The organism is Pseudomonas sp. P20 (genome assembly GCF_016463925.1).
Classification (GTDB): Bacteria; Pseudomonadota; Gammaproteobacteria; order Pseudomonadales; family Pseudomonadaceae; genus Pseudomonas; species Pseudomonas aeruginosa.
In genome coordinates, this window is the sequence record NZ_JAEMVM010000035.1 from 1 (window position 1) to 16,444 (window position 16,444).

General features: G+C 61.8%; 21 protein-coding genes and 4 pseudogenes. 17 read left to right on the forward strand and 8 right to left on the reverse strand.

Going from position 1 to position 16,444, the window contains the following annotated elements; genetic code table 11:
- The 3 genes from JHD77_RS28480 to JHD77_RS28490 form a co-directional block, all read left to right on the forward strand.
- A partial coding sequence (locus JHD77_RS28480) for a DDE-type integrase/transposase/recombinase (RefSeq protein ID WP_199506542.1) occupies positions 1-426 on the forward strand: 426 nt, incomplete at its 5' end.
- Entirely contained in the window at positions 423-665 is a 243-nt protein-coding gene (locus tag JHD77_RS28485; RefSeq protein WP_223697257.1) for a DUF1654 domain-containing protein, read from the forward strand. The genes JHD77_RS28480 and JHD77_RS28485, both read left to right, overlap by 4 nt.
- A 277-nt stretch (positions 666-942) precedes the next feature.
- Positions 943-1,392 (forward strand): GNAT family N-acetyltransferase, encoded by a 450-nt coding sequence (locus JHD77_RS28490; RefSeq protein WP_031300117.1) that lies wholly within the window; start codon positions 943-945, stop codon positions 1,390-1,392.
- A gap of 196 nt (positions 1,393-1,588) precedes the next feature.
- On the opposite strand, the gene JHD77_RS28495 is transcribed toward JHD77_RS28490, so the two are convergent.
- The 3 genes and pseudogenes from JHD77_RS28495 to JHD77_RS28505 form a co-directional block, all read right to left on the reverse strand.
- The gene (locus tag JHD77_RS28495) at positions 1,589-2,014 is read right to left on the reverse strand and encodes a GNAT family N-acetyltransferase (RefSeq protein WP_071557658.1); all 426 of its coding nucleotides are present in this window, start codon (positions 2,012-2,014) and stop codon (positions 1,589-1,591) included.
- A gap of 136 nt (positions 2,015-2,150) precedes the next feature.
- Positions 2,151-2,510 (reverse strand): nuclear transport factor 2 family protein, encoded by a 360-nt coding sequence (locus JHD77_RS28500; RefSeq protein ID WP_071536349.1) that lies wholly within the window; start codon positions 2,508-2,510, stop codon positions 2,151-2,153.
- Positions 2,511-2,570: 60 nt separating this feature from the next.
- A pseudogene (locus JHD77_RS28505) lies at positions 2,571-2,672 on the reverse strand (transposase domain-containing protein); the annotation flags it as partial.
- A 207-nt stretch (positions 2,673-2,879) separates the two neighbouring features.
- On the opposite strand from JHD77_RS28505, the gene JHD77_RS28510 reads away from it, so the two are divergent.
- Entirely contained in the window at positions 2,880-3,200 is a 321-nt protein-coding gene (locus JHD77_RS28510) for a hypothetical protein (protein WP_153562506.1), read from the forward strand.
- A gap of 27 nt (positions 3,201-3,227) precedes the next feature.
- Here the strand turns inward: JHD77_RS28510 and JHD77_RS28515 are convergent, their stop codons facing one another.
- Together JHD77_RS28515 and JHD77_RS28520 are read right to left on the reverse strand one after the other, a co-directional pair.
- Entirely contained in the window at positions 3,228-3,878 is a 651-nt protein-coding gene (locus JHD77_RS28515; RefSeq protein ID WP_031755477.1) for a BRCT domain-containing protein, read from the reverse strand.
- Positions 3,879-4,011: 133 nt separating this feature from the next.
- Complete coding sequence (locus JHD77_RS28520) at positions 4,012-4,863, reverse strand: S24 family peptidase (protein ID WP_021263391.1); 852 nt, start codon at positions 4,861-4,863, stop codon at positions 4,012-4,014.
- A 98-nt stretch (positions 4,864-4,961) separates the two neighbouring features.
- On the opposite strand from JHD77_RS28520, the gene JHD77_RS28525 reads away from it, so the two are divergent.
- From JHD77_RS28525 to JHD77_RS28565, 10 genes and pseudogenes are all read left to right on the forward strand, one after another.
- Positions 4,962-5,180, forward strand: a complete 219-nt coding sequence (locus JHD77_RS28525) for a transcriptional regulator (protein ID WP_016561979.1) — start codon at positions 4,962-4,964, stop codon at positions 5,178-5,180.
- A gap of 31 nt (positions 5,181-5,211) precedes the next feature.
- On the forward strand, positions 5,212-5,784 hold the full coding sequence (locus tag JHD77_RS28530) for a hypothetical protein (RefSeq protein ID WP_023088261.1): 573 nt from the start codon (positions 5,212-5,214) through the stop codon (positions 5,782-5,784).
- 581 nt (positions 5,785-6,365) lie between these two features.
- Positions 6,366-6,545 (forward strand): annotated as a pseudogene (locus JHD77_RS32510) (DnaT-like ssDNA-binding domain-containing protein); the annotation flags it as partial.
- Between the two features lie 34 nt (positions 6,546-6,579).
- Complete coding sequence (locus tag JHD77_RS32515) at positions 6,580-7,125, forward strand: hypothetical protein (RefSeq protein ID WP_023088262.1); 546 nt, start codon at positions 6,580-6,582, stop codon at positions 7,123-7,125.
- Positions 7,095-7,502: a phage tail fiber protein gene (locus JHD77_RS28540; protein ID WP_223309039.1), complete on the forward strand. Its 408-nt coding sequence runs from the start codon at positions 7,095-7,097 to the stop codon at positions 7,500-7,502. The genes JHD77_RS32515 and JHD77_RS28540 overlap by 31 nt, the downstream gene beginning before the upstream one ends.
- A 42-nt stretch (positions 7,503-7,544) precedes the next feature.
- Entirely contained in the window at positions 7,545-8,174 is a 630-nt protein-coding gene (locus JHD77_RS28545) for a glycoside hydrolase family 19 protein (RefSeq protein ID WP_031755475.1), read from the forward strand.
- Positions 8,171-8,539 (forward strand): hypothetical protein, encoded by a 369-nt coding sequence (locus tag JHD77_RS28550; protein WP_031755474.1) that lies wholly within the window; start codon positions 8,171-8,173, stop codon positions 8,537-8,539. Before JHD77_RS28545 ends, JHD77_RS28550 begins: the two co-directional genes overlap by 4 nt.
- Positions 8,536-8,799 carry a hypothetical protein gene (locus JHD77_RS28555; protein WP_003130908.1) on the forward strand — a complete coding sequence of 88 codons (264 nt, stop codon included), beginning with the start codon at positions 8,536-8,538 and terminating at the stop codon, positions 8,797-8,799. The genes JHD77_RS28550 and JHD77_RS28555 overlap by 4 nt, the downstream gene beginning before the upstream one ends.
- A gap of 35 nt (positions 8,800-8,834) precedes the next feature.
- The gene (locus JHD77_RS28560) at positions 8,835-9,098 is read left to right on the forward strand and encodes a hypothetical protein (RefSeq protein WP_003160542.1); all 264 of its coding nucleotides are present in this window, start codon (positions 8,835-8,837) and stop codon (positions 9,096-9,098) included.
- A 104-nt stretch (positions 9,099-9,202) separates the two neighbouring features.
- Positions 9,203-9,691, forward strand: a complete 489-nt coding sequence (locus tag JHD77_RS28565; RefSeq protein ID WP_021263881.1) for a hypothetical protein — start codon at positions 9,203-9,205, stop codon at positions 9,689-9,691.
- 273 nt (positions 9,692-9,964) lie between these two features.
- On the opposite strand, the pseudogene JHD77_RS28570 reads toward JHD77_RS28565, so the two are convergent.
- The 3 genes and pseudogenes from JHD77_RS28570 to JHD77_RS28580 all read right to left on the reverse strand — a co-directional run.
- A pseudogene (locus tag JHD77_RS28570) lies at positions 9,965-10,474 on the reverse strand (hypothetical protein); the annotation flags it as partial.
- A gap of 426 nt (positions 10,475-10,900) precedes the next feature.
- Positions 10,901-12,484, reverse strand: coding sequence for a rhodanese-related sulfurtransferase (locus JHD77_RS28575; protein WP_031755470.1), 1,584 nt, complete (start codon positions 12,482-12,484; stop codon positions 10,901-10,903).
- Positions 12,481-13,086, reverse strand: coding sequence for a 3-mercaptopropionate dioxygenase (locus JHD77_RS28580; RefSeq protein WP_003097613.1), 606 nt, complete (start codon positions 13,084-13,086; stop codon positions 12,481-12,483). Before JHD77_RS28580 ends, JHD77_RS28575 begins: the two co-directional genes overlap by 4 nt.
- A gap of 112 nt (positions 13,087-13,198) precedes the next feature.
- Between JHD77_RS28580 and JHD77_RS28585 the strand changes: the two genes are divergently transcribed.
- The 3 genes and pseudogenes from JHD77_RS28585 to JHD77_RS28595 all read left to right on the forward strand — a co-directional run bounded on the left by JHD77_RS28585 (position 13,199) and on the right by JHD77_RS28595 (position 16,440).
- Positions 13,199-14,095, forward strand: a complete 897-nt coding sequence (locus JHD77_RS28585) for a LysR family transcriptional regulator (protein WP_003090383.1) — start codon at positions 13,199-13,201, stop codon at positions 14,093-14,095.
- A 339-nt stretch (positions 14,096-14,434) separates the two neighbouring features.
- Positions 14,435-15,486 (forward strand): annotated as a pseudogene (locus tag JHD77_RS28590) (LLM class flavin-dependent oxidoreductase).
- Positions 15,487-15,495: 9 nt separating this feature from the next.
- On the forward strand, positions 15,496-16,440 hold the full coding sequence (locus tag JHD77_RS28595) for an ABC transporter substrate-binding protein (protein WP_003097609.1): 945 nt from the start codon (positions 15,496-15,498) through the stop codon (positions 16,438-16,440).
- Positions 16,441-16,444: the final 4 nt, after the last annotated feature.

A 16,444-nucleotide genomic window follows, 5' to 3' on the forward strand; every position in this document is an offset into this window, starting at 1 on the left:
GATCTGCATACCCGGCGGGTGACTGGCTGGGCGTTCTCGGCCAAGCCGGATGCCGAACTGGTGATCAAGGCCCTGGACATGGCCTACAAACAGCGCGGCAAGCCACAGCAGGTGCTGTTCCATTCAGACCAGGGCAGCCAGTACGCCAGCCGCCTGTTTCGGCAACGGCTCTGGCGCTATCGGATGCAGCAGAGCATGAGTCGCCGAGGGAATTGCTGGGATAACTCGCCGATGGAGCGCCTGTTCCGCAGTCTGAAGTCGGAGTGGGTCCCGTCAACGGGTTACCTGACGGCGCAGGAGGCCCAACGGGACATCAGTCATTACCTGATGCACCGCTACAACTGGATCAGCCCGCATCAATTCAACGACGGGTTACCACCTGCGGTGGCCGAAGAAAAACTCAACCCACTGTCCGGGATGGGTTGACCACTACAGAGCGCAGGGCGTCAATCTGGAAGGCGCAGGGGGATTCGGAAGAGGCCTGGCAGCATGTGCTGGAGGAGTTGGCCGAAACCGATGGACTCGAGATGTCGCTGGGGGAGGATGGAGTGGTTACGCTCACCTGGGAGGCGGGAGACGAGGAGGGCGTTGAAGTGGTCGATGGGATTGAACTGGTGCAGGAGCTGGACATGGTGGTTCAGCGTCTACATGAGGAGAGGATCTAGCGGAAGGAGAGCCCGCGCGTAGCGGGCTCCGAATCGCTATCGGTCGTAGGTACGACTGAGAGCGCTGTGCGCTGACGAGACCAAATCATCTACATAGAGCCCGGCTACAACGATGCGGCCAAGTCGTTTCTTGATAGTCATCAATCTGCGCGTCTTGGCAATGTCGTCGCATGAGTGGATAGGATGAGTACGCGGCATCGCATCAAGCAGGGTAAGCGTTCGGGGAGGGCATACTGCGATGCGCTAAGCTGTAATCCTTTAGGATTGAGGTATCAACATGGAATGCCACGTTCGTCCCGCTACGAGCAGAGATGCAGCAGCAATAAGCCGCGTAGTTATAGCCGCCCTGCGTGAGTCAAATTCACAGGACTATCCACCTGACGTGATCGCTCAGGTTGAGCAGAGCTTTTCTCCTGAAGCCATTACTACGCAGCTTACGAAGCGTAGGGTCTTCGTTGCCTTACTGGGCGAAAACATTATTGGCACTGCCGGTCTCGACGGTGATGTCGTCAGAAGTGTTTTTGTTGACCCATCTCACCAGAGAGGCGGTATCGGGCGGCACTTGATGGATGTAATTCATACGACTGCTGCCAGCGCAGGAATTGAAGCTGTACGTGTGCCATCGTCGATTACAGCTGAAAGGTTTTATACCGTGCTGGGTTATCAGAAAATCCGCGACGAGTTTCATGGGGCGGAGCGCACCATCATTATGGAGAAGCGGCTGTAGGATTGTAACCGTCTGGCTAACACACCTGACTTTTTGCTACGGCTATTAACTGTGGCGCCCATCACATTCAAGTGGACGCCATTTGCAGCCCTACCAAGCGGACCCCACCCGCTAACGAAACTTTTACTCACGCCTTTCAGCGTTTCAGTGAGCAGACGCGTAGCAGGTCTTTCGGCAAAAATTTTAAAGCAGCACGTTAGACAAGTCGTTTCTGGAAAAAGAAACGCTTATGCTGTGGTGGGAAATCATCGAGATGACCGAACTCGGTGAAACCATGTCGTTGGTAGAAAGCTGGTGCTTGGAAGTCAAAGGTATCGAGCCAGATTCCAACGCAGCCCTTTTCACGCGCGACGTCTTCCGCCATATTCATTAGGCGTGAGCCCGTGCCTTGCCCCCTCGTTTCCTCGGGTATGGCTAGCAACTCGATAAATAACCAACGATAAAATATCTCACCGTAAAGCCCCCCAATGATGTCGTTGGTTTGCTCATCGCGGACTAGCAGAGCGATTGACTCCGATTTTGGATCACCCGCTTTAGAAAAATCATGAGCCCGTAAGGGTTTAAGGATAGCCGAGCGTTCATTTTCTCCTGGGTTGACCGTGATTTCGATACGAGCATTCATTCGCTAATCCTTGATATCTATACTGGTAGTAAGCGTACGGCCAATACACCTTTACTTAGGTTGAGCCGTATCAGCAAAAGAATCGTTTCATATGTGTGAGATACCGCCTCATGCACATTGGCTTTTGTATCGACATCTACTCGGAGACCCTCGTGCCTTGGTGAAATACCATGTGCCAACCATCTTCGTAGGTTTTCCAAATAGAGCTACGCATTGATAACGACTCATCGCCATTAGCATTTTGATGACGGCATCGGTACGTTGCTAACGCGACACCATCTGCAAGCACACGCAGTTTGAAATCCTCGATTGTCCTTTTGATCCAAGTCTGGGATTTTAGTCCCACGATCACCTCCGCTTTCGTCCAGCTTTTGCCGACAGCTCCAAATTCAACGAAGTCTTCGGCAAGCAGCTGTTTAAGCAGTCGATCATTCTTTCTCGCTTCCGGATCTAGCAACAGCTGTTCAAGCGCTAAAATCTCCAGACGAATATCCATTTCCCTCACCTACCAAGTGTGATTTATATATGTTTCACAGGGGACAATAGATCACATAAGCTAGATCTGTACCCACTGATGCGGCAGCAACTGGCTGATGTCTTTCGACCGTAACGTCGGCAGCCGCGTCAGCACCTCTTTGAGGTAGACATACGGATCATTGAGCAACAGCCCTGGTTGAGGCCTAGATCATGCTGTCACGATTGCCGGGGGAGTAAACGATAAGGCCGCGTTTGAGTCGGGGCACGGCCTCCAGGCCGGCGGTCACTACCCCATGATTTTCCGGTACTCCTGCGGCATGGGTTAGAGATCAATACACCGCCAGATGACCTGGCTCCTTTGGAAAGATTCTATCTGCGGCGTCTTAGCGTGAATCTCCTGATGGCCATGCCAAGCAGGCAGAAAATGGCGCCTGCTGCTGCTTTGGCCAGAAGGAGAGTAGTAGGGTTCTCGCTGGCTGGGATACTGCCTGAAAAGGCAAGCGTGATAGCGACATATACACAAGCAGAGATCAGTACCGAGATTCTGCTCTTGATGAAGAACCCGATAGCCGCGCAAAGGACGAACACCAATGGGTCCAAAAGGGAAGCTGCTAGGCAAGCGATAAACACAACCAAAGCGATCTCCTATCCAATGCCGCCTCCAATGCCATATGACCTTGCCTATGATGCGGTGCTTGTGAGCCTGTAACCCATATACGATGACGCTACGCTTCATCTAGATCAGGTTGAACATCGAGGCTTGCCAGTGCTTCTCGCTGATGATTGCGATGGGATGGCCTTCCTCGCGCAGCTCGACAGCTCGCTTGATCTTGGTTCCATACGTACTGTGTAGCCACTGCTCGTTGCCTATCTCGCCGACGACCAGGTAGTGCACCTTTTTGCTGATGCCTGAGGCTATTCCCCCGCCGCGGTTGACGACGATCTCTTCGCAATGCTTTCTGGGGCCGTAGACCATGACGCCAGTGAAAACGTAGAGATGGCCCGACCACTCAAGCTTGGGAGCTGGATTGTTGAGCGGAAGAGCATTCGATGGAGTAAAGGAATTGTCGCTTGGTTTCGGCTTGGAAGCAGAGAGGCCACCAAACCCTCTAAGAATCTCAAGCAGTTCGGCAGACTCATCAGCGTCTAACACGCCATCGGACAGCATGTCTGAGAGCCTCCGGTAGAGGAGGTTGGTCACTGGATCGTCAAGATGGATCAAGTTCGTAGCGATCCAATCCTGTAGGAACTCGGCCTCATGCTGATTGATATGCCCATCAGCAGTGATCCCAGCGGCCAGTCCTGAGAGCGCATCGACAGACCTTCGGTCTATGCGCTTCTCGTGGAAAATTCGACTTTTCCCAAATTCAGCGTGCCAGTCGACCATTGCTTCTCTCCTTGAACGTCAGGTGTCCATCACAACCTTTTCGCATTCCACACCAGCAGCACCTGGCATGTATGCTGGTCTTGGCCATGCTCGTCGCTTTACAAATCCCCACTCCGCCAGATTACCTTGCCTGTCAAAGCTTTCTGAAATTCCAGGCGCCCAGCACCTTGGCTTGGAAATGGACGTCTTCCATGCGTGCCTTCTGCGGCTCGAAGGACTTGTTGTCCGACACCAGCAGGTAGTGCTCGGCATCGTGGATCTGCACCCGCTTCACGAACAGGTGCTGCAGCCAGGTGAAGACGTAGACGCCTTCCTCGACGAAGTCGGTGATGCCCACGTCGACGAGGATCGGGGACTTGTCCTCGATGGTGCCCAGCATGCTCTGGCCCCACCCGGTGATGATCTTGAGGTTGGCCGGATCGGTGTACTTCAGACCAAGGTCATCCAGTTGGACCTTGTCGACCACCAGATTCCTGACGAACTCGCGGTACTCGGCCGGTACCTGGCCGCCACCCATGGCAGCGCGCACGTCGTACTGGGCGATCGAAATCGTATTTCCTTTCACCAGAGTGGTGCGGTTGAAGTCAGCGTGAATCACGTTCGATGTCGTCGATTGATCGCCATCGAGAGACTCGGCTACTGCCTGCGCGATTTTCTCCTTAGCTTCGCCGCTCAGCCCTTTACCGTGGCGCTGGAGCATCTCCATCACCTTTTCCGCGGCCGATGAGCCAGGGCGCTGAGGCGAACTACCTGGCGCAATAAGCTCCGCCTCCTTTTCGCTCAACCCCCAGTGTTCTGCGCCAACGACGCCTGAGAAGAACGATATCAACTCGATCAGTTTCGCTTTATCGATCCTGCCGGTGTTGATCCATCCCTGGACAGAAGGGGGCTTCACGCCGAACTGCTCTGCGAGAGCCTTTTTCGACATGTTTTTGGCGAGTCTGGCGGCCTCGATAGCGGCGCCGAGTTGGGGTCCGGTAAGCATTGCCTAATTTAACGTCAGTTGTGGTGTTGTTAGGCAATGGCTTGCCTGTGATTAGCTATTGACTTACTGTTTTCTCCAACATTCCCCGGAGAAGAGGCATGACTCCAGCAGAAGCAGTGCGCCAGGCCGCCGAGATGTTGGGCAGTAGGGCCGAGTTGGCGCGAAAGCTCAATGTGAGAGCACCCACCGTAAGTCAATGGTGTTCAGGCGTTCGACCAATCCCGGCGAAGCGCGCAGTTGAGATTGAGGCGCTCACCGCAGGTCGGGTCCTTCGAAGTGAACTTTGCCCGTCGTTCCCATGGGGTGCGGCTGCCTGAGCACACCTTACTGGCCAGGAGCCGCCACGTCATGCGAAGCGAATCGCACACCCTGATCTCCACGCTGCTCGGCGTGGTGAACCAATGGCGCCGCCGAGAGGGGTGGAGCCGAGAGACCGTCGTCCAGCACATCGTGGAGGCGCACGAGCGCATCCAGGGAGCGCTGGTCACCGGCATCGTCTTCGACCCGCCAACGCGCGATACAACTGAGCGGATGAAGGTCAACGCTGACCGCGTGTTCCGCTGGCTCGACGACGGAACCAAGGACACCAACCTGGTGCCGGCGAACTTCGTTCCCAGCATCCTCGCGGCGCTGCCGACTGACCTGAAGGTCCAGGCCCTGGGCGACATCCTGACGCCGCTGGGCGTGTCGGTGCGCTTGATCGGCGGCGATGCCGGCCAGCGGCCGGAGGTGCTCTGCATGCTCCGGACACTCATCAAGGAGAACGGTGAGGCGCAGCAGGCCGTGGCCAACCTCGTCGATGGCGCTGATGACCAGGAACTGCAGGAGGCCCACCGGGAGCTCTCCGAATCCAGGGCGGCGGCAGATGAGGCGCTGCGGATGATCGACCAGATGCGCCGGCCGCGCCTTGTTCAGGGGTAGCCGTGCCGTCCTTCCAGATCAACGACGAGGAGTGGGATGCGCTCTTCGACGAGCCGCATCAGCTTCTGAAGGTGTACTGCGCGATCCGGATGTTCATGGACTACAGGACCGGCATCGCTGGCGAAACCCGCCGCCTGAGCGAGCAGATGCTGATTGAGGTTTTGAGCATCCCGGCATCACCTGGGCGTCCTGCGCACAAGGCGACCCGCAAGGAGGCCCGCTACACCATCGATGCGCTGGTGCGCCGTGGCATGGTCGAGCCTATGCCCAGCATCGGTCCTTTCGTTTTCCACCTGCCGAAGGCTTCGCGGGATCAATCCGTCTCGGAGAGGTGGGGCCAGAGGTTTGACCAAGGTGGGGCCAGACCTGGGGCCCTAGGTGGGGCCAAGGATTTAGAGCCAGAAGCCCCGGAACTACTGGGCTACAGCGAAGAGGTTGGAGCAGGTGGGGCCAGAGGTGGGGCCGGAGGTTATCCCGAGGTGGGGCCAGAGGTGGGGCCTACATCCGGTCTTCCTCCGATACCTCCTCCGTCACGTAACGCGCGCGAGGCAGAGCCGGTATCTGGTGCTGACCGATTCCCGATGCATGAGGCCTGGGTGCCGAGTGCGAAGGGGTGGGCGGCAACGCTGGTCCGCAACGGAATTGGGAGCTACCAGCTACGCGACGACGAGCTTCTCGAATTCCGCAGTTACTGGATCAACCGCCCCGAGAAATTCCAGTCCCAAGGCCAGTGGGAGCACGAACTGGCACAGAAAATCCGCCGCAACCAGCGCTTCGACCAGAACAGGAGCAGCTATGGAAACCAAGCAGGAAACGCCGAAGGCCAAGCCGGCCATCGTGCCGCAAAGCGCGGCCTCCCACATCGACAGGGCCCTCGCTCAGCCGTCGACCGCGTCAACGCAATCGTCGCCGCCAACGAGGCTGCCCGACAGGCTGCTGGAACGGCTCTGGGTGAAGATGACCGAGATGTACGGGCACCGCTGGACGTCGAGTTTTGGCGACAACCCGAATCCTGACGGCGCCTGGGCTACGGTGCTCCAGGGGCTGACCGGCCAGCAATTGGCCCACGGGCTCAACATGCTGACGTTCATGGGCAGCCGGTTCGACTGGCCGCTGGCGGCGCCGACATTCCGAGAACTCTGCCTGAGCGTCCAACCGGAGTCGCTCGGTCTGCCGGACCACGACACCGCGTTCCACCAAGCTCTGGCGTGCCGCTACCGCCACCAGGTGGTCAAGGCCGCCGCCGAGGCGACCGGCGTTTTCGATCTGCGAGAGCAACCGACGGGACGCTTCGTGCTGCATCGCCGGTCGTGCGTATCGCCAACGTTGATGGGAGCTTGAGACCGGACCTCAACGAACTGGACTTCGAGACTGCGGGGGCTTGGGGTGTAGCCAACGCAGAGGCCCGCGGCGTTACTGTTCAACGGCTCGCCGTTGGCGTCTACAAGGTCTCTGGTAGCCTGGGGCTAGCGAAAGAGGGCTGGCGCGTGATCGACCCTGCGTCTCCCGACGGCGGTCGCCCACTCGGTATCACTGACAGCGAACAGGCTGAGGATGGGACGGTCACCATCCGGCTCTTCAAACAGCGCTGGACACTCAGTGACGACGGCGAAATGGTGCTCGGGAAGGGCGCCCCACTGGATGTCCCGCTCAACAGTTGGATCGATGTCCGATTGTCGATGCCGGCACCTCCCGAGATGCAGCCCGAGACTCTATGACCAGCCCGCACTCTGCGGGCTTTTTTGTGCCTGGAGATCAGCATGCCTATCACTGAGCAGCAACTGCTGCAAATCCTCCCGAACGCCGGCCCTCGCGCCGGCGTTTTTGTTGGTGCGCTGAACCGCGGGATGACGCGCTTCGGTATCACGTCGCCTGTGCGAGTCGCCGCGTTTCTGGCCCAGATCGGCCATGAAAGCGGCCAGTTGACCCGCCTGGTGGAGAACCTCAACTACAGCGCGCGCGGCCTGGCTGCGATCTGGCCGATTCGCTACCTCGGCGCCGACGGGCAGCCCAACGCGTTGGCGCAGCGCCTGGCGCGCAATCCTCGGGCCATCGCCAACAACGCCTACGCCTCGCGCAACGGCAATGGCGACGAGGCCTCCGGCGACGGCTGGCGGTATCGCGGGCGCGGCCTGCTGCAGATCACCGGCCGGTCGAACTACCGCGCCGCCGGCGCCGGGCTGGGCCAGCCGCTGGAGCAGGAACCAGAGCTGCTCGAGCAGCCGGAGTTCGCTGCGCTGTCGGCGGCCTGGTGGTGGGCCAGTCACGGCTTGAACGACCTGGCCGACCGCGGCGAGTTCGCCGCCATCACTCGGCGCATCAACGGCGGCACGAACGGCCAGGCGGAGCGCCTGGCGCTGTGGGAGCGGGCGAAGAGGGTGCTGTCGTGATCTCCGCCCGTGCTTTATCGGTCGCGCTGGCCTGCCTGCTACTGCTTGGCCTCGGCGCCGCCGGCGGTGTCTGGCTCGGCGCGCGGCACTACCGGCCGCAGCTTGATGCTGCGCTGGCGGATCTGGTCGCCTGCCGCGCCGCCAGGGGAGGCCTGGAGGACGCAGTGGCGGAGCAGGTCCGGCAGGTTGCCGCGCTGCGTCAGGCTGGCGAGCAGCGCGCCCGGGATGCCGCGCAGGCTGTGGATCGGGGACGGCAGCAGGCCGCGGAGCAGTATGCCGAAGCCCAGCGCCTGGTACGTGAGCGAACCGCCGGCGGGCAGTGTGCGGCCGCCGAGGCGGTCATTGATCAGGAGTTGGGTCTATGAGGGTGGTGCTAATGCTGGTGATGGGCGCGCTGGCGGGATGCGCCGGCCAGGTCGAGCCTGAGCCGCGCACGGTGCGCGTAGAAGTGCCTGTTGCGGTGCCGTGCCGAGTGCCGGCGGTAGAAGTGCCGGCCTGGGCAGCGGCTGGGCTGAAGAAGAGCGACGACCTACAGACCAAGGTCCGTGCGCTGCTGGCCGAGCGGCGGCAGCGGATTGGTTACGAGGCGCAACTCCTGGCTGCGAACCAGGCCTGTCAGAATTAGGAGTAGACTACGGCCTTTTCCTACGGAGCAGGGCGATGCTGGTCATTCGATTCAAGGGCTGGTCGGTGAAACTCGACCACCAGGTGGGTGGAGCAGGGAAGTTCGGCATCTGGTCATTCCACGGCTCGGAGAGCAGCTACGTCCCAGACATGCAGACGATTCTCCGGCATGCAGCGATCCGGCCGGCGGAGCCGAAGGAAAGCGGCGAAGTCGAGGTATTCATCTGCGACGCGCGCATGCCGCAGAATGAGTGGCGTGCCATAGGGACGGGCGTTGCTGCCTATGAGGCGGAGCGCTGAGTCTAACTCCGTCTGGGTGTGGATGTTGAGAGCTAGCTGTTTTGCTAGTGGTTGCGGTGTTGTTGGCTACCGAAACTGCGCGCTCGAAGCACGGAAGGAACGCCATGGATATCGAACGGACGCATATTCACAGCCAGCACGGCATCAACTTCAGCTTGGCGATCATTCGCCTCGCATGGGCGGAGCGCAGCCGGCTGCTTCACATGAAGTACTGTCCGTCAGTGAAAGCCAGTCACGCGACTGCTGATCTTGCGGTTGAGGTTTTCGACCGGATGCAGGCAAAGGACCGACCTTGCATACTGAGGGTTTTTGTCTCGCTGCCCCTGACCCGAGCTCAGGCTGACTCTCTGAACCAGCAGCGTGTCACCGTTGCTGGCATGGTCGGTATGCTTGCGGGTGTAGCCGGTAAACGCATCAACACTTTTGTTGGAGTTGGCAGCGGCCTTGCAGTTCGTTGGGCGACCCAAGAGAGTCTGCCGACTTACCACTCCGGTGATGTCGTAATCAGCGTTGAAGGGGAGGTGTCCGGCGGGATCGGGCCTCAGCATTCGGTCAAGTCGGAGATCGTCCAGAGCGCGGGAGAGCCCGCATGAATGATGTCATCCAGTTCGCCATCTGGACTGTAGTCATTGTTGCGGTCGGTCACCTAGTGCGCAACAGGGAGGTCCGTAAGTGGCTTGGGATCGCTGTGTTTGTTGCGGCTTGGGTGCTTATTCTTCGATTCTCCTCGGTCAAGTTGGCAGGCTTTGGTCTTGATATCTTGGGGATTTGCCTTGGCATCCTCGGGGTTGACCTTTTTTTTCGACGGGACAAGTTCTCAAAAGCAGATGAATGATGGCGCGCAGGCCGACCGGAGGCTCTAGGGCGGGCCACCGCCACGGTCGGAAATCCGCGGGTATTTGCTCGACGAGTTGCAGCGTGCCGCCGGCGTCGAGTTCGATCAGCAGGCCGCGCACGACGCCCGAGCGCTCAAGCGCCTGTCCCAGGCGCAGATAGGTCATTCCATCCAGCGAATCCCGGCTGATGTAGCCCAGCCGCTGCCGTCCCGGGGCAGGCGCATGGTAGATCCCCTCGCTGTTCACTGTCCCCACCACATGGTCGCCGTCGAGCACGTCGTAGCAGCAGTCCGCGCAGTAGTGCGTCTCGCGTGTGATGCCGTGCTCGATCGCCCAGCCGTACATCCCCAAGGCGTCGGTGACCATGTCGTGGCGGTCCTGCAGGCCCACGATTCCGCACTGGTATAGCTCGTTAGCCTCGGCCACAAGGTACAGGTACTGCTCATCCGCGGCGTACAGCCAGGCGGCATGCTGCCGTATCGCGGCGAGCCATTGGGTGACGCGCTGGTGGTGGCAGATGCGGGGGTCGGAGCAGGACATAGGAAATCTCCGGCGGGCGAGTGGGCCGGAAATTATTCTGTATGAATATCCAGTATACGAGAGCGACCGACGAGCGGAGAGTGGCGCATGGGAATGCCATGGAAGGGGCTGAAATCATTTCCGCAATTTATGCATCGCCCCAGGCAGCAAGCGGCATCCAGAGAATGAGAAATGGCTAAATTGCGGAAACGAAATCCAGCCGAAACCCGCGTAAACCTTGAATTCAGCGATAGACTTGAAAACCGTCGAAGGGGAGACTCTTCCGTGAGTTCGAATCTCACCGCCTCCGCCATATCCGCGTACTGAAAAGCCCCGCTGAGCGGGGCTTTTGCATTTTCGGGGCGCCGCTCTTCCGCACTTCCGGGTCGTTTCCGCAGCCTGCCCGGCGTCGATTCGATGACTCTCCGATTTCGTCGGGTAATGGCTTCAGATCACGAAGAAGCCGTGAGTTCCGTCGCGACCGAGTTGCTCCACCAGGCCGAACTCCCAGTCCAGGTAGCCCTGCATCGCTTCGCGCGGATTGTCGGTACCTTCGTAGGGGCGGCGGTAGCGGTCGATGCGCGGCGACGCCAACAGGCTTTCGCCGTCTTCCGTCGGCAGGCCCGCGGCGACCCAGGCGCTGGTGCCGCCGTCGAGAAGGAACACCGGCTTGCCGCTGAGTGCCTGGACTTCCGCCACGGCGAAGCGCGCCAGCAGGCTGCTGCCGCAGGTGAGTACGTAGCGCTCGGCCGTGCCCAGCCGTTCCAGTGCCTGCTTCAACTGGCTGCGCAATACCCAGGCGGCGCCGGGGATGTGGCGTTTCGCATAGTTGGCGCTGGTGGTGAAGTCGAGCACCCGGGTGCCCGGTTCGCCCAGCCAGTCGGCGAGGGTGGTCGGGTCGATGGTGTCGGCCCGGGGTTGCCTCGGCAGCGGCGCGCTCCAGGCGCCCCTCTCGCTGAAGTCGGCCTCGGAGAGTCCGTCCAGTACCGCGACCTGCCAGCCCATCTGGGCCAGCCAGGAGGCGCTCATGTTGGCGCGTACGCCATCGTCGTCCACCAGTACCAGGCGCGCGCCGCGCACGCTGGCGACATGGTCGGTTTCCTGAACCAGCTGGCCTCCGGGCGTGGAGCGGGAGCCAGGCAGGTGACCGGCTTCGTATTCCTCGGGCGTGCGTACGTCGAGCAGGTAGGTGGTGCGGTCGTGCTCGTCCTGCCATTGGGCCAGACCGGCCAGGTCGAGGCGTTCGACGCCGGCGCGGTCGGCGACGGCACGGGCGCGCTGGGCGGCGGCCTTGCGAGTGTCCTGGGAGATCGCACCGAAGCGTCGCGTCTGGCCGTGTTCCAGTTGCTGACCGGCCAGCGTCCAGCCGATGGTGCCGTTGCGTAATGCCGCCACCGGGTTGGGGATGCCGGCGTTGAGCAGCGACTGGGTACCGATGATGCTACGAGTGCGCCCGGCACAGTTGACTATCACCCGGGTGCGCGGGTCCGGCGCCAGTTCGGCGACGCGCAGCACCAGTTCGGCGCCGGGCACGCTGATGCCGCCGGGGATACTCATGGTCTGGTATTCGTCGAAACGACGGGCATCCAGGATCACCGCCTCGGCCCTGGCGTCGAGCAAAGCCTGTACTTCCTCCGCGGCCAGCGATGGCGTGTGGCGCTCGGCCTCCACCAGTTCGCCGAAGGCCTTGCTCGGCACGTTCACATCCCTGAACAGCTCGCCGCCGGCGTTTCGCCAACCGGACAGGCCGCCATCGAGCAAGGCCACGTCGCTGTAGCCGAGGTCGTGGAGGCGTTGCGCGGCGACCGGCGCCAGGCCTTCGCCGTCGTCGTAGACGGTAATCGGCGTGTCGCGGCGCGGCACCCGGGCATGGATCTCCAGTTCCAGCCTGGACAGCGGCAGGTTGGCGGCGAACAGGGGATGGGCCTGGGCGAACGGGTCCTCCTCGCGCACGTCGAGCAGCGCCAGCTCCCGGCGGGCGAGGAGAGCGGCGCGGATATCGTGGAAGGTGCGTACGGCGATCTGGCTCATGCGGGGTTCTCTTTCGACAGGTCCCAGATATTGGGCAAGCGGCTGTTGGAATAGCCGGAAATGAAGGGTTTTTCCTCACCTTCGGCGCTGAACACGGCACGCCGTACCGCACCGATATTGGCGCCGTAGACGTGGATACTGATGGATGTGCGGTCGCTGAAGGCGTTGCTCACCTGGTGCACGTCGCCAATGCGTGGCGACAGCGCTTCGACCTCGCCGGGCTCCAGGCGTCGACGGGCTCCGCTGGGATGCGGACGCCCCCCCGCATCGAAGGCGTACGGCTGCGAGTATTCGGCCCCGCGGAGCATGCCGATCAGGCCCCAGACCCGATGATCGTGTACCGGTGTGATCTGGCCCGGCCCCCAGACGAAGCTGACCACCGAGAAGCGCTGCCGTGAGTCGACATGCAGCAGGTACTGTTGGTAGCGCTGTGGATCGGGGCGGGCGCAGTCTTCCGGCAGCCAGTCGTCCTGGCGCACCAGCTCGGCCAGCAGGGGGTGGGCTTGGGCGAGCAGGGTGGATTCGTCGGGACGGCTGTCGAGCAGTGTCGCCAGCTCGCCGATGAACTGGCGCAGGCGGTCGAGGCGCAGGATGGATGACATGCGGGGATTCACTCCGGGAAGTTCTGGCGGTACGGTAGCAAACGCTTTTTTATTCCTGAAATGCATTTTGAATCTAAGCTAATATGCGAGAAATGCAATTGGTGCCGGCCCCATGAAAATCGATGACATCGACGCCTTCGTCGCGGTGATCCGCAACGCTTCCCTGAGCCAGGCCGCCGAGAGCCTGGGCCTGACCCAGTCTGCGATCACCCGGCGGGTACAGAGCCTGGAGGAGTCCCTCGGAGTGGCATTGCTGGACCGCAATACCAAGCCGCTCAAACCCACCGCCAGCGGACTGCGGGTCTACGAACAGTGCCGGCGGGTGCTCCGCGAGGTGGATGGCCTGCGTGAACTGGTGGCCGGTGACGCCACACCAAGTGGCGTGCTGCGCCTGGGCGTGCCGCAGAGTATCGGCGAGGTGGTGTTGCTGGATGCCCTTCGGCGGCTGGCCGACGAGTACCCGGAGCTGCGCGCGCAGGTCGGCACTGGCTGGGGCAGCCATTTGCTGGCGCGCCTGGAGAATGCCGAACTGGACGCGGCAGTGGTGTTGTTTCCGCCAAGCAAGGTGTTCCCCGAAGAACTCGGCGCCACGCCCCTAGGGCGCATGGAACTCTGCGTGGTGGTCGCCCGCGACAGTGCCATCCAGGCGCGACGCCTGCTCGATTGCTACCACCATGGCTGGGTGCTCAACCCCGATGGCTGCGGCTTCCGTGCCGGCCTGCAACGGGCCCTGGCCGATCAGGGCCTGGGCCTGCAACTGAACCTCGAGACTTTCGGCAGCGAGCTGCAACTGGGCCTGGTCGCCGCGGGTCGGGGTCTCGGCCTGGTGCCGGCGCCGGCCCTGGCGCGTAGCCGCTACCGCGATCAGTTGCAGGTGCTGCAACTGGAGGATTTCCAGCCGCTGATCCAGCTCTGGCTGGTGCGTCCGCGCCTGCTGGGCAATCTGGAGACGCCGGCACGGCTGTTCGGCAGGGCGGTGGCCGAGGGGTTGGATATGCAAGCCGGTTGAGTAGCGGCGCCGGGAGATCCCCGGGAGACGGGAGCGTGAATGAGAAGGGGCTGCAGTCGGGATCAACATTCCCCTGCGAGCCCCTTTTCGCTTCAGAGGGAAGAGGGAGCGAGGGCTGCTATGCATAGTGTCCGCCTTGGGAAACGCAAAGACGGAAAAGCTAAATATGCGTGTTTAGCATATTAAGATATGACAAAAATGAATTTCCATCATGTAGTTTCAGCCTGTAGCTTCTAAGAAAAGCACCCATGCAGATGTTTTTCTTATAACGACAGCCGCCAACCTTATCAGTCGAGCGGCCCAGGCGAGGGCAACAGCGTGAGCGTGGAAATTCTCGGCATGATCACCGCCACACCGAGTTCCGAGGTGGACCAGCCGTTGGGGGAGGCTGTGGACGCCGGTTTCGTCCGGCGTTTCGCCCAGGCCCATGAGGACGCCGGCTTCGACCGGGTGCTGGTGGGGTATTTCAGCAATGCCGCCGAGGGCGCGGTGGTCAGTTCCTTCGTCGCCGCTGCCACCCGGCGCCTTGGCGTTCTCCTGGCCTATCGCCCGGGGGTGATCGCAGCGCCGCTGGCGGCACGCCAACTGGCTACCCTGGATCAGTTCAGCGAGGGCCGCCTGGCCCTGAACGTAGTCAATGGTGGTAACGACGAGGACCTCGCGCGCGATGGCGACTACCTCGACCATGACCGCCGCTACGCCCGTACCGACGAATACCTGCAAGCCCTGCGTGCTATCTGGACCGCCACGGGACCGGTGGATTTCGACGGCGAGTTCTACCGCTTCCAGGGCGCCTCGCCAGCGGTGCGCCCGCGCCAGTCGCCGCACATACCGATCTATTTCAGTGGCTCCTCCGACGCAGCCATCGAGGTCGCCGCCAGGCACGCCGACACCTACATGCTCTGGGGCGAGCCGCTGGCCGCGGTCGACGGGCATATCCGCAGAGTGCGCGCCGCCGCCAAGGCCCAGGGACGCGATCCGTCCGGCCGATCGTCGCGGATACCGAGGAGGCCGCCTGGAAGCGTGCCGCCGAGGTGCTCGAACAGGTCCGCGAGAACCGTGCGCGCCTCGGTCTGCCGCTGCGCGACCACCAGCCGCAGAATGTCGGTTCGCAGCGCCTGCTGGCCGCCGCCGAGCAGGGCGAGGTGCTCGACAGCCGTTTGTGGACCGGCGTGGCCCGGCTGACCGGGGCGCGCTGGAACTCCACCGCCCTGGTAGGCACCCCCGAGCAGGTTGCCGCTGCGCTTGGCGAGTACTACCGGCTGGGCGTCTCGACCTTCCTGATTCGAGGCTTCGATCCGCTCGGCGACGCCGTGCGCTACGGCCAGGGCCTGATTCCCGCCATACATGACCATATCGCCCGCCTGCCGCTGTTGCGGCACGCCGGTTGAGGAGCTCCGATGAAACTCAAGCAATACCTGCTAACCAGCTTCGCCACGCTTCTGCTCGGTGCCTCCCTGGCCCAGGCCGCAGAGCTGCCGACGTTGCGTGTGGGCGACCAGAACTACTACAACGTGCGGGCTTCCATGGAGGCCTCGGGAGTTCTCGAAGGCGCGCCTTACCAGGTCGAATGGAAGCATTTCCAGTCCGCCGCGCCGGTGGCCGAAGGGTTGCAGGCCGGAGCGCTGGACCTGGGTTTCCTCGGCGACTCGGGCTTCATCTTCCTCGCCGCCAAGGGTGCGCCGGTGAAGCTGGTCGGCGTCTCGCGGCAGAACCCCGATACCATAGCCCTGCTGGTGCCGAAGGATTCTCCGGTGCGCAGCATTGCCGATCTCAAGGGCAGGAAAGTCGCCTACTGGCCCGGTGCCTGGAGCCAGCAACTGACCTTGCGCGCGCTGGAGAAAGCCGGCCTGCCGAAGGACTACGTGGAGTTCGTCAAGCTGATGCCGATCGACGCCGCCGCCGCCTTGCCGCGCGGCAGCATCGATGCCTTTCCGGTGTGGGAGCCGTATATCTCGCAGCAGATCGTGGTTTCCGGCGCACGGCCGATTCTCACCGCCCGCGACCTGATGCCGGGGCTGTCCAGCATCGCCGCCAACGCTGCTTCCATCGAGCCCAGGCGCGCGCAGATCGCCGACTTCCTCGGCCGCCTGCGCAAGGCACGGGCCTGGGTCGAGGCACACAAGGAGCAGTACGCCGACCTCTGGGCGCAGAAGGCCAATCTCGACCGGGCAGTCTCCCGCCATTGGATCGGCCAGGCCGGCATGAGCGTCGGCCCGGTAGACGCCCAGGCCGCCACCGACTACCAGGAGACCGCGGATTTCCTGCTGCAGACCGGTGCCTTGCCCAAGCCGTTCGACACTTCCACGGTGATCGACACGTCCTTCAACGAAGCCTTCCACTGAGTAC

Coding starts and splice junctions, on each gene's coding strand:
- JHD77_RS28490 (WP_031300117.1), top strand. CDS start 943: ATGGAATGCCACGTTCGTCCCGCTACGAGCAGAGATGCAGCAGCAATA.
- JHD77_RS28495 (WP_071557658.1), bottom strand. CDS start 2,014: ATGAATGCTCGTATCGAAATCACGGTCAACCCAGGAGAAAATGAACGC.
- JHD77_RS28500 (WP_071536349.1), bottom strand. CDS start 2,510: ATGGATATTCGTCTGGAGATTTTAGCGCTTGAACAGCTGTTGCTAGAT.
- JHD77_RS28515 (WP_031755477.1), bottom strand. CDS start 3,878: ATGGTCGACTGGCACGCTGAATTTGGGAAAAGTCGAATTTTCCACGAG.
- JHD77_RS28520 (WP_021263391.1), bottom strand. CDS start 4,863: ATGCTTACCGGACCCCAACTCGGCGCCGCTATCGAGGCCGCCAGACTC.
- JHD77_RS28525 (WP_016561979.1), top strand. CDS start 4,962: ATGACTCCAGCAGAAGCAGTGCGCCAGGCCGCCGAGATGTTGGGCAGT.
- JHD77_RS28530 (WP_023088261.1), top strand. CDS start 5,212: ATGCGAAGCGAATCGCACACCCTGATCTCCACGCTGCTCGGCGTGGTG.
- JHD77_RS32515 (WP_023088262.1), top strand. CDS start 6,580: ATGGAAACCAAGCAGGAAACGCCGAAGGCCAAGCCGGCCATCGTGCCG.
- JHD77_RS28545 (WP_031755475.1), top strand. CDS start 7,545: ATGCCTATCACTGAGCAGCAACTGCTGCAAATCCTCCCGAACGCCGGC.
- JHD77_RS28555 (WP_003130908.1), top strand. CDS start 8,536: ATGAGGGTGGTGCTAATGCTGGTGATGGGCGCGCTGGCGGGATGCGCC.
- JHD77_RS28560 (WP_003160542.1), top strand. CDS start 8,835: ATGCTGGTCATTCGATTCAAGGGCTGGTCGGTGAAACTCGACCACCAG.
- JHD77_RS28565 (WP_021263881.1), top strand. CDS start 9,203: ATGGATATCGAACGGACGCATATTCACAGCCAGCACGGCATCAACTTC.
- JHD77_RS28575 (WP_031755470.1), bottom strand. CDS start 12,484: ATGAGCCAGATCGCCGTACGCACCTTCCACGATATCCGCGCCGCTCTC.
- JHD77_RS28580 (WP_003097613.1), bottom strand. CDS start 13,086: ATGTCATCCATCCTGCGCCTCGACCGCCTGCGCCAGTTCATCGGCGAG.
- JHD77_RS28585 (WP_003090383.1), top strand. CDS start 13,199: ATGAAAATCGATGACATCGACGCCTTCGTCGCGGTGATCCGCAACGCT.
- JHD77_RS28595 (WP_003097609.1), top strand. CDS start 15,496: ATGAAACTCAAGCAATACCTGCTAACCAGCTTCGCCACGCTTCTGCTC.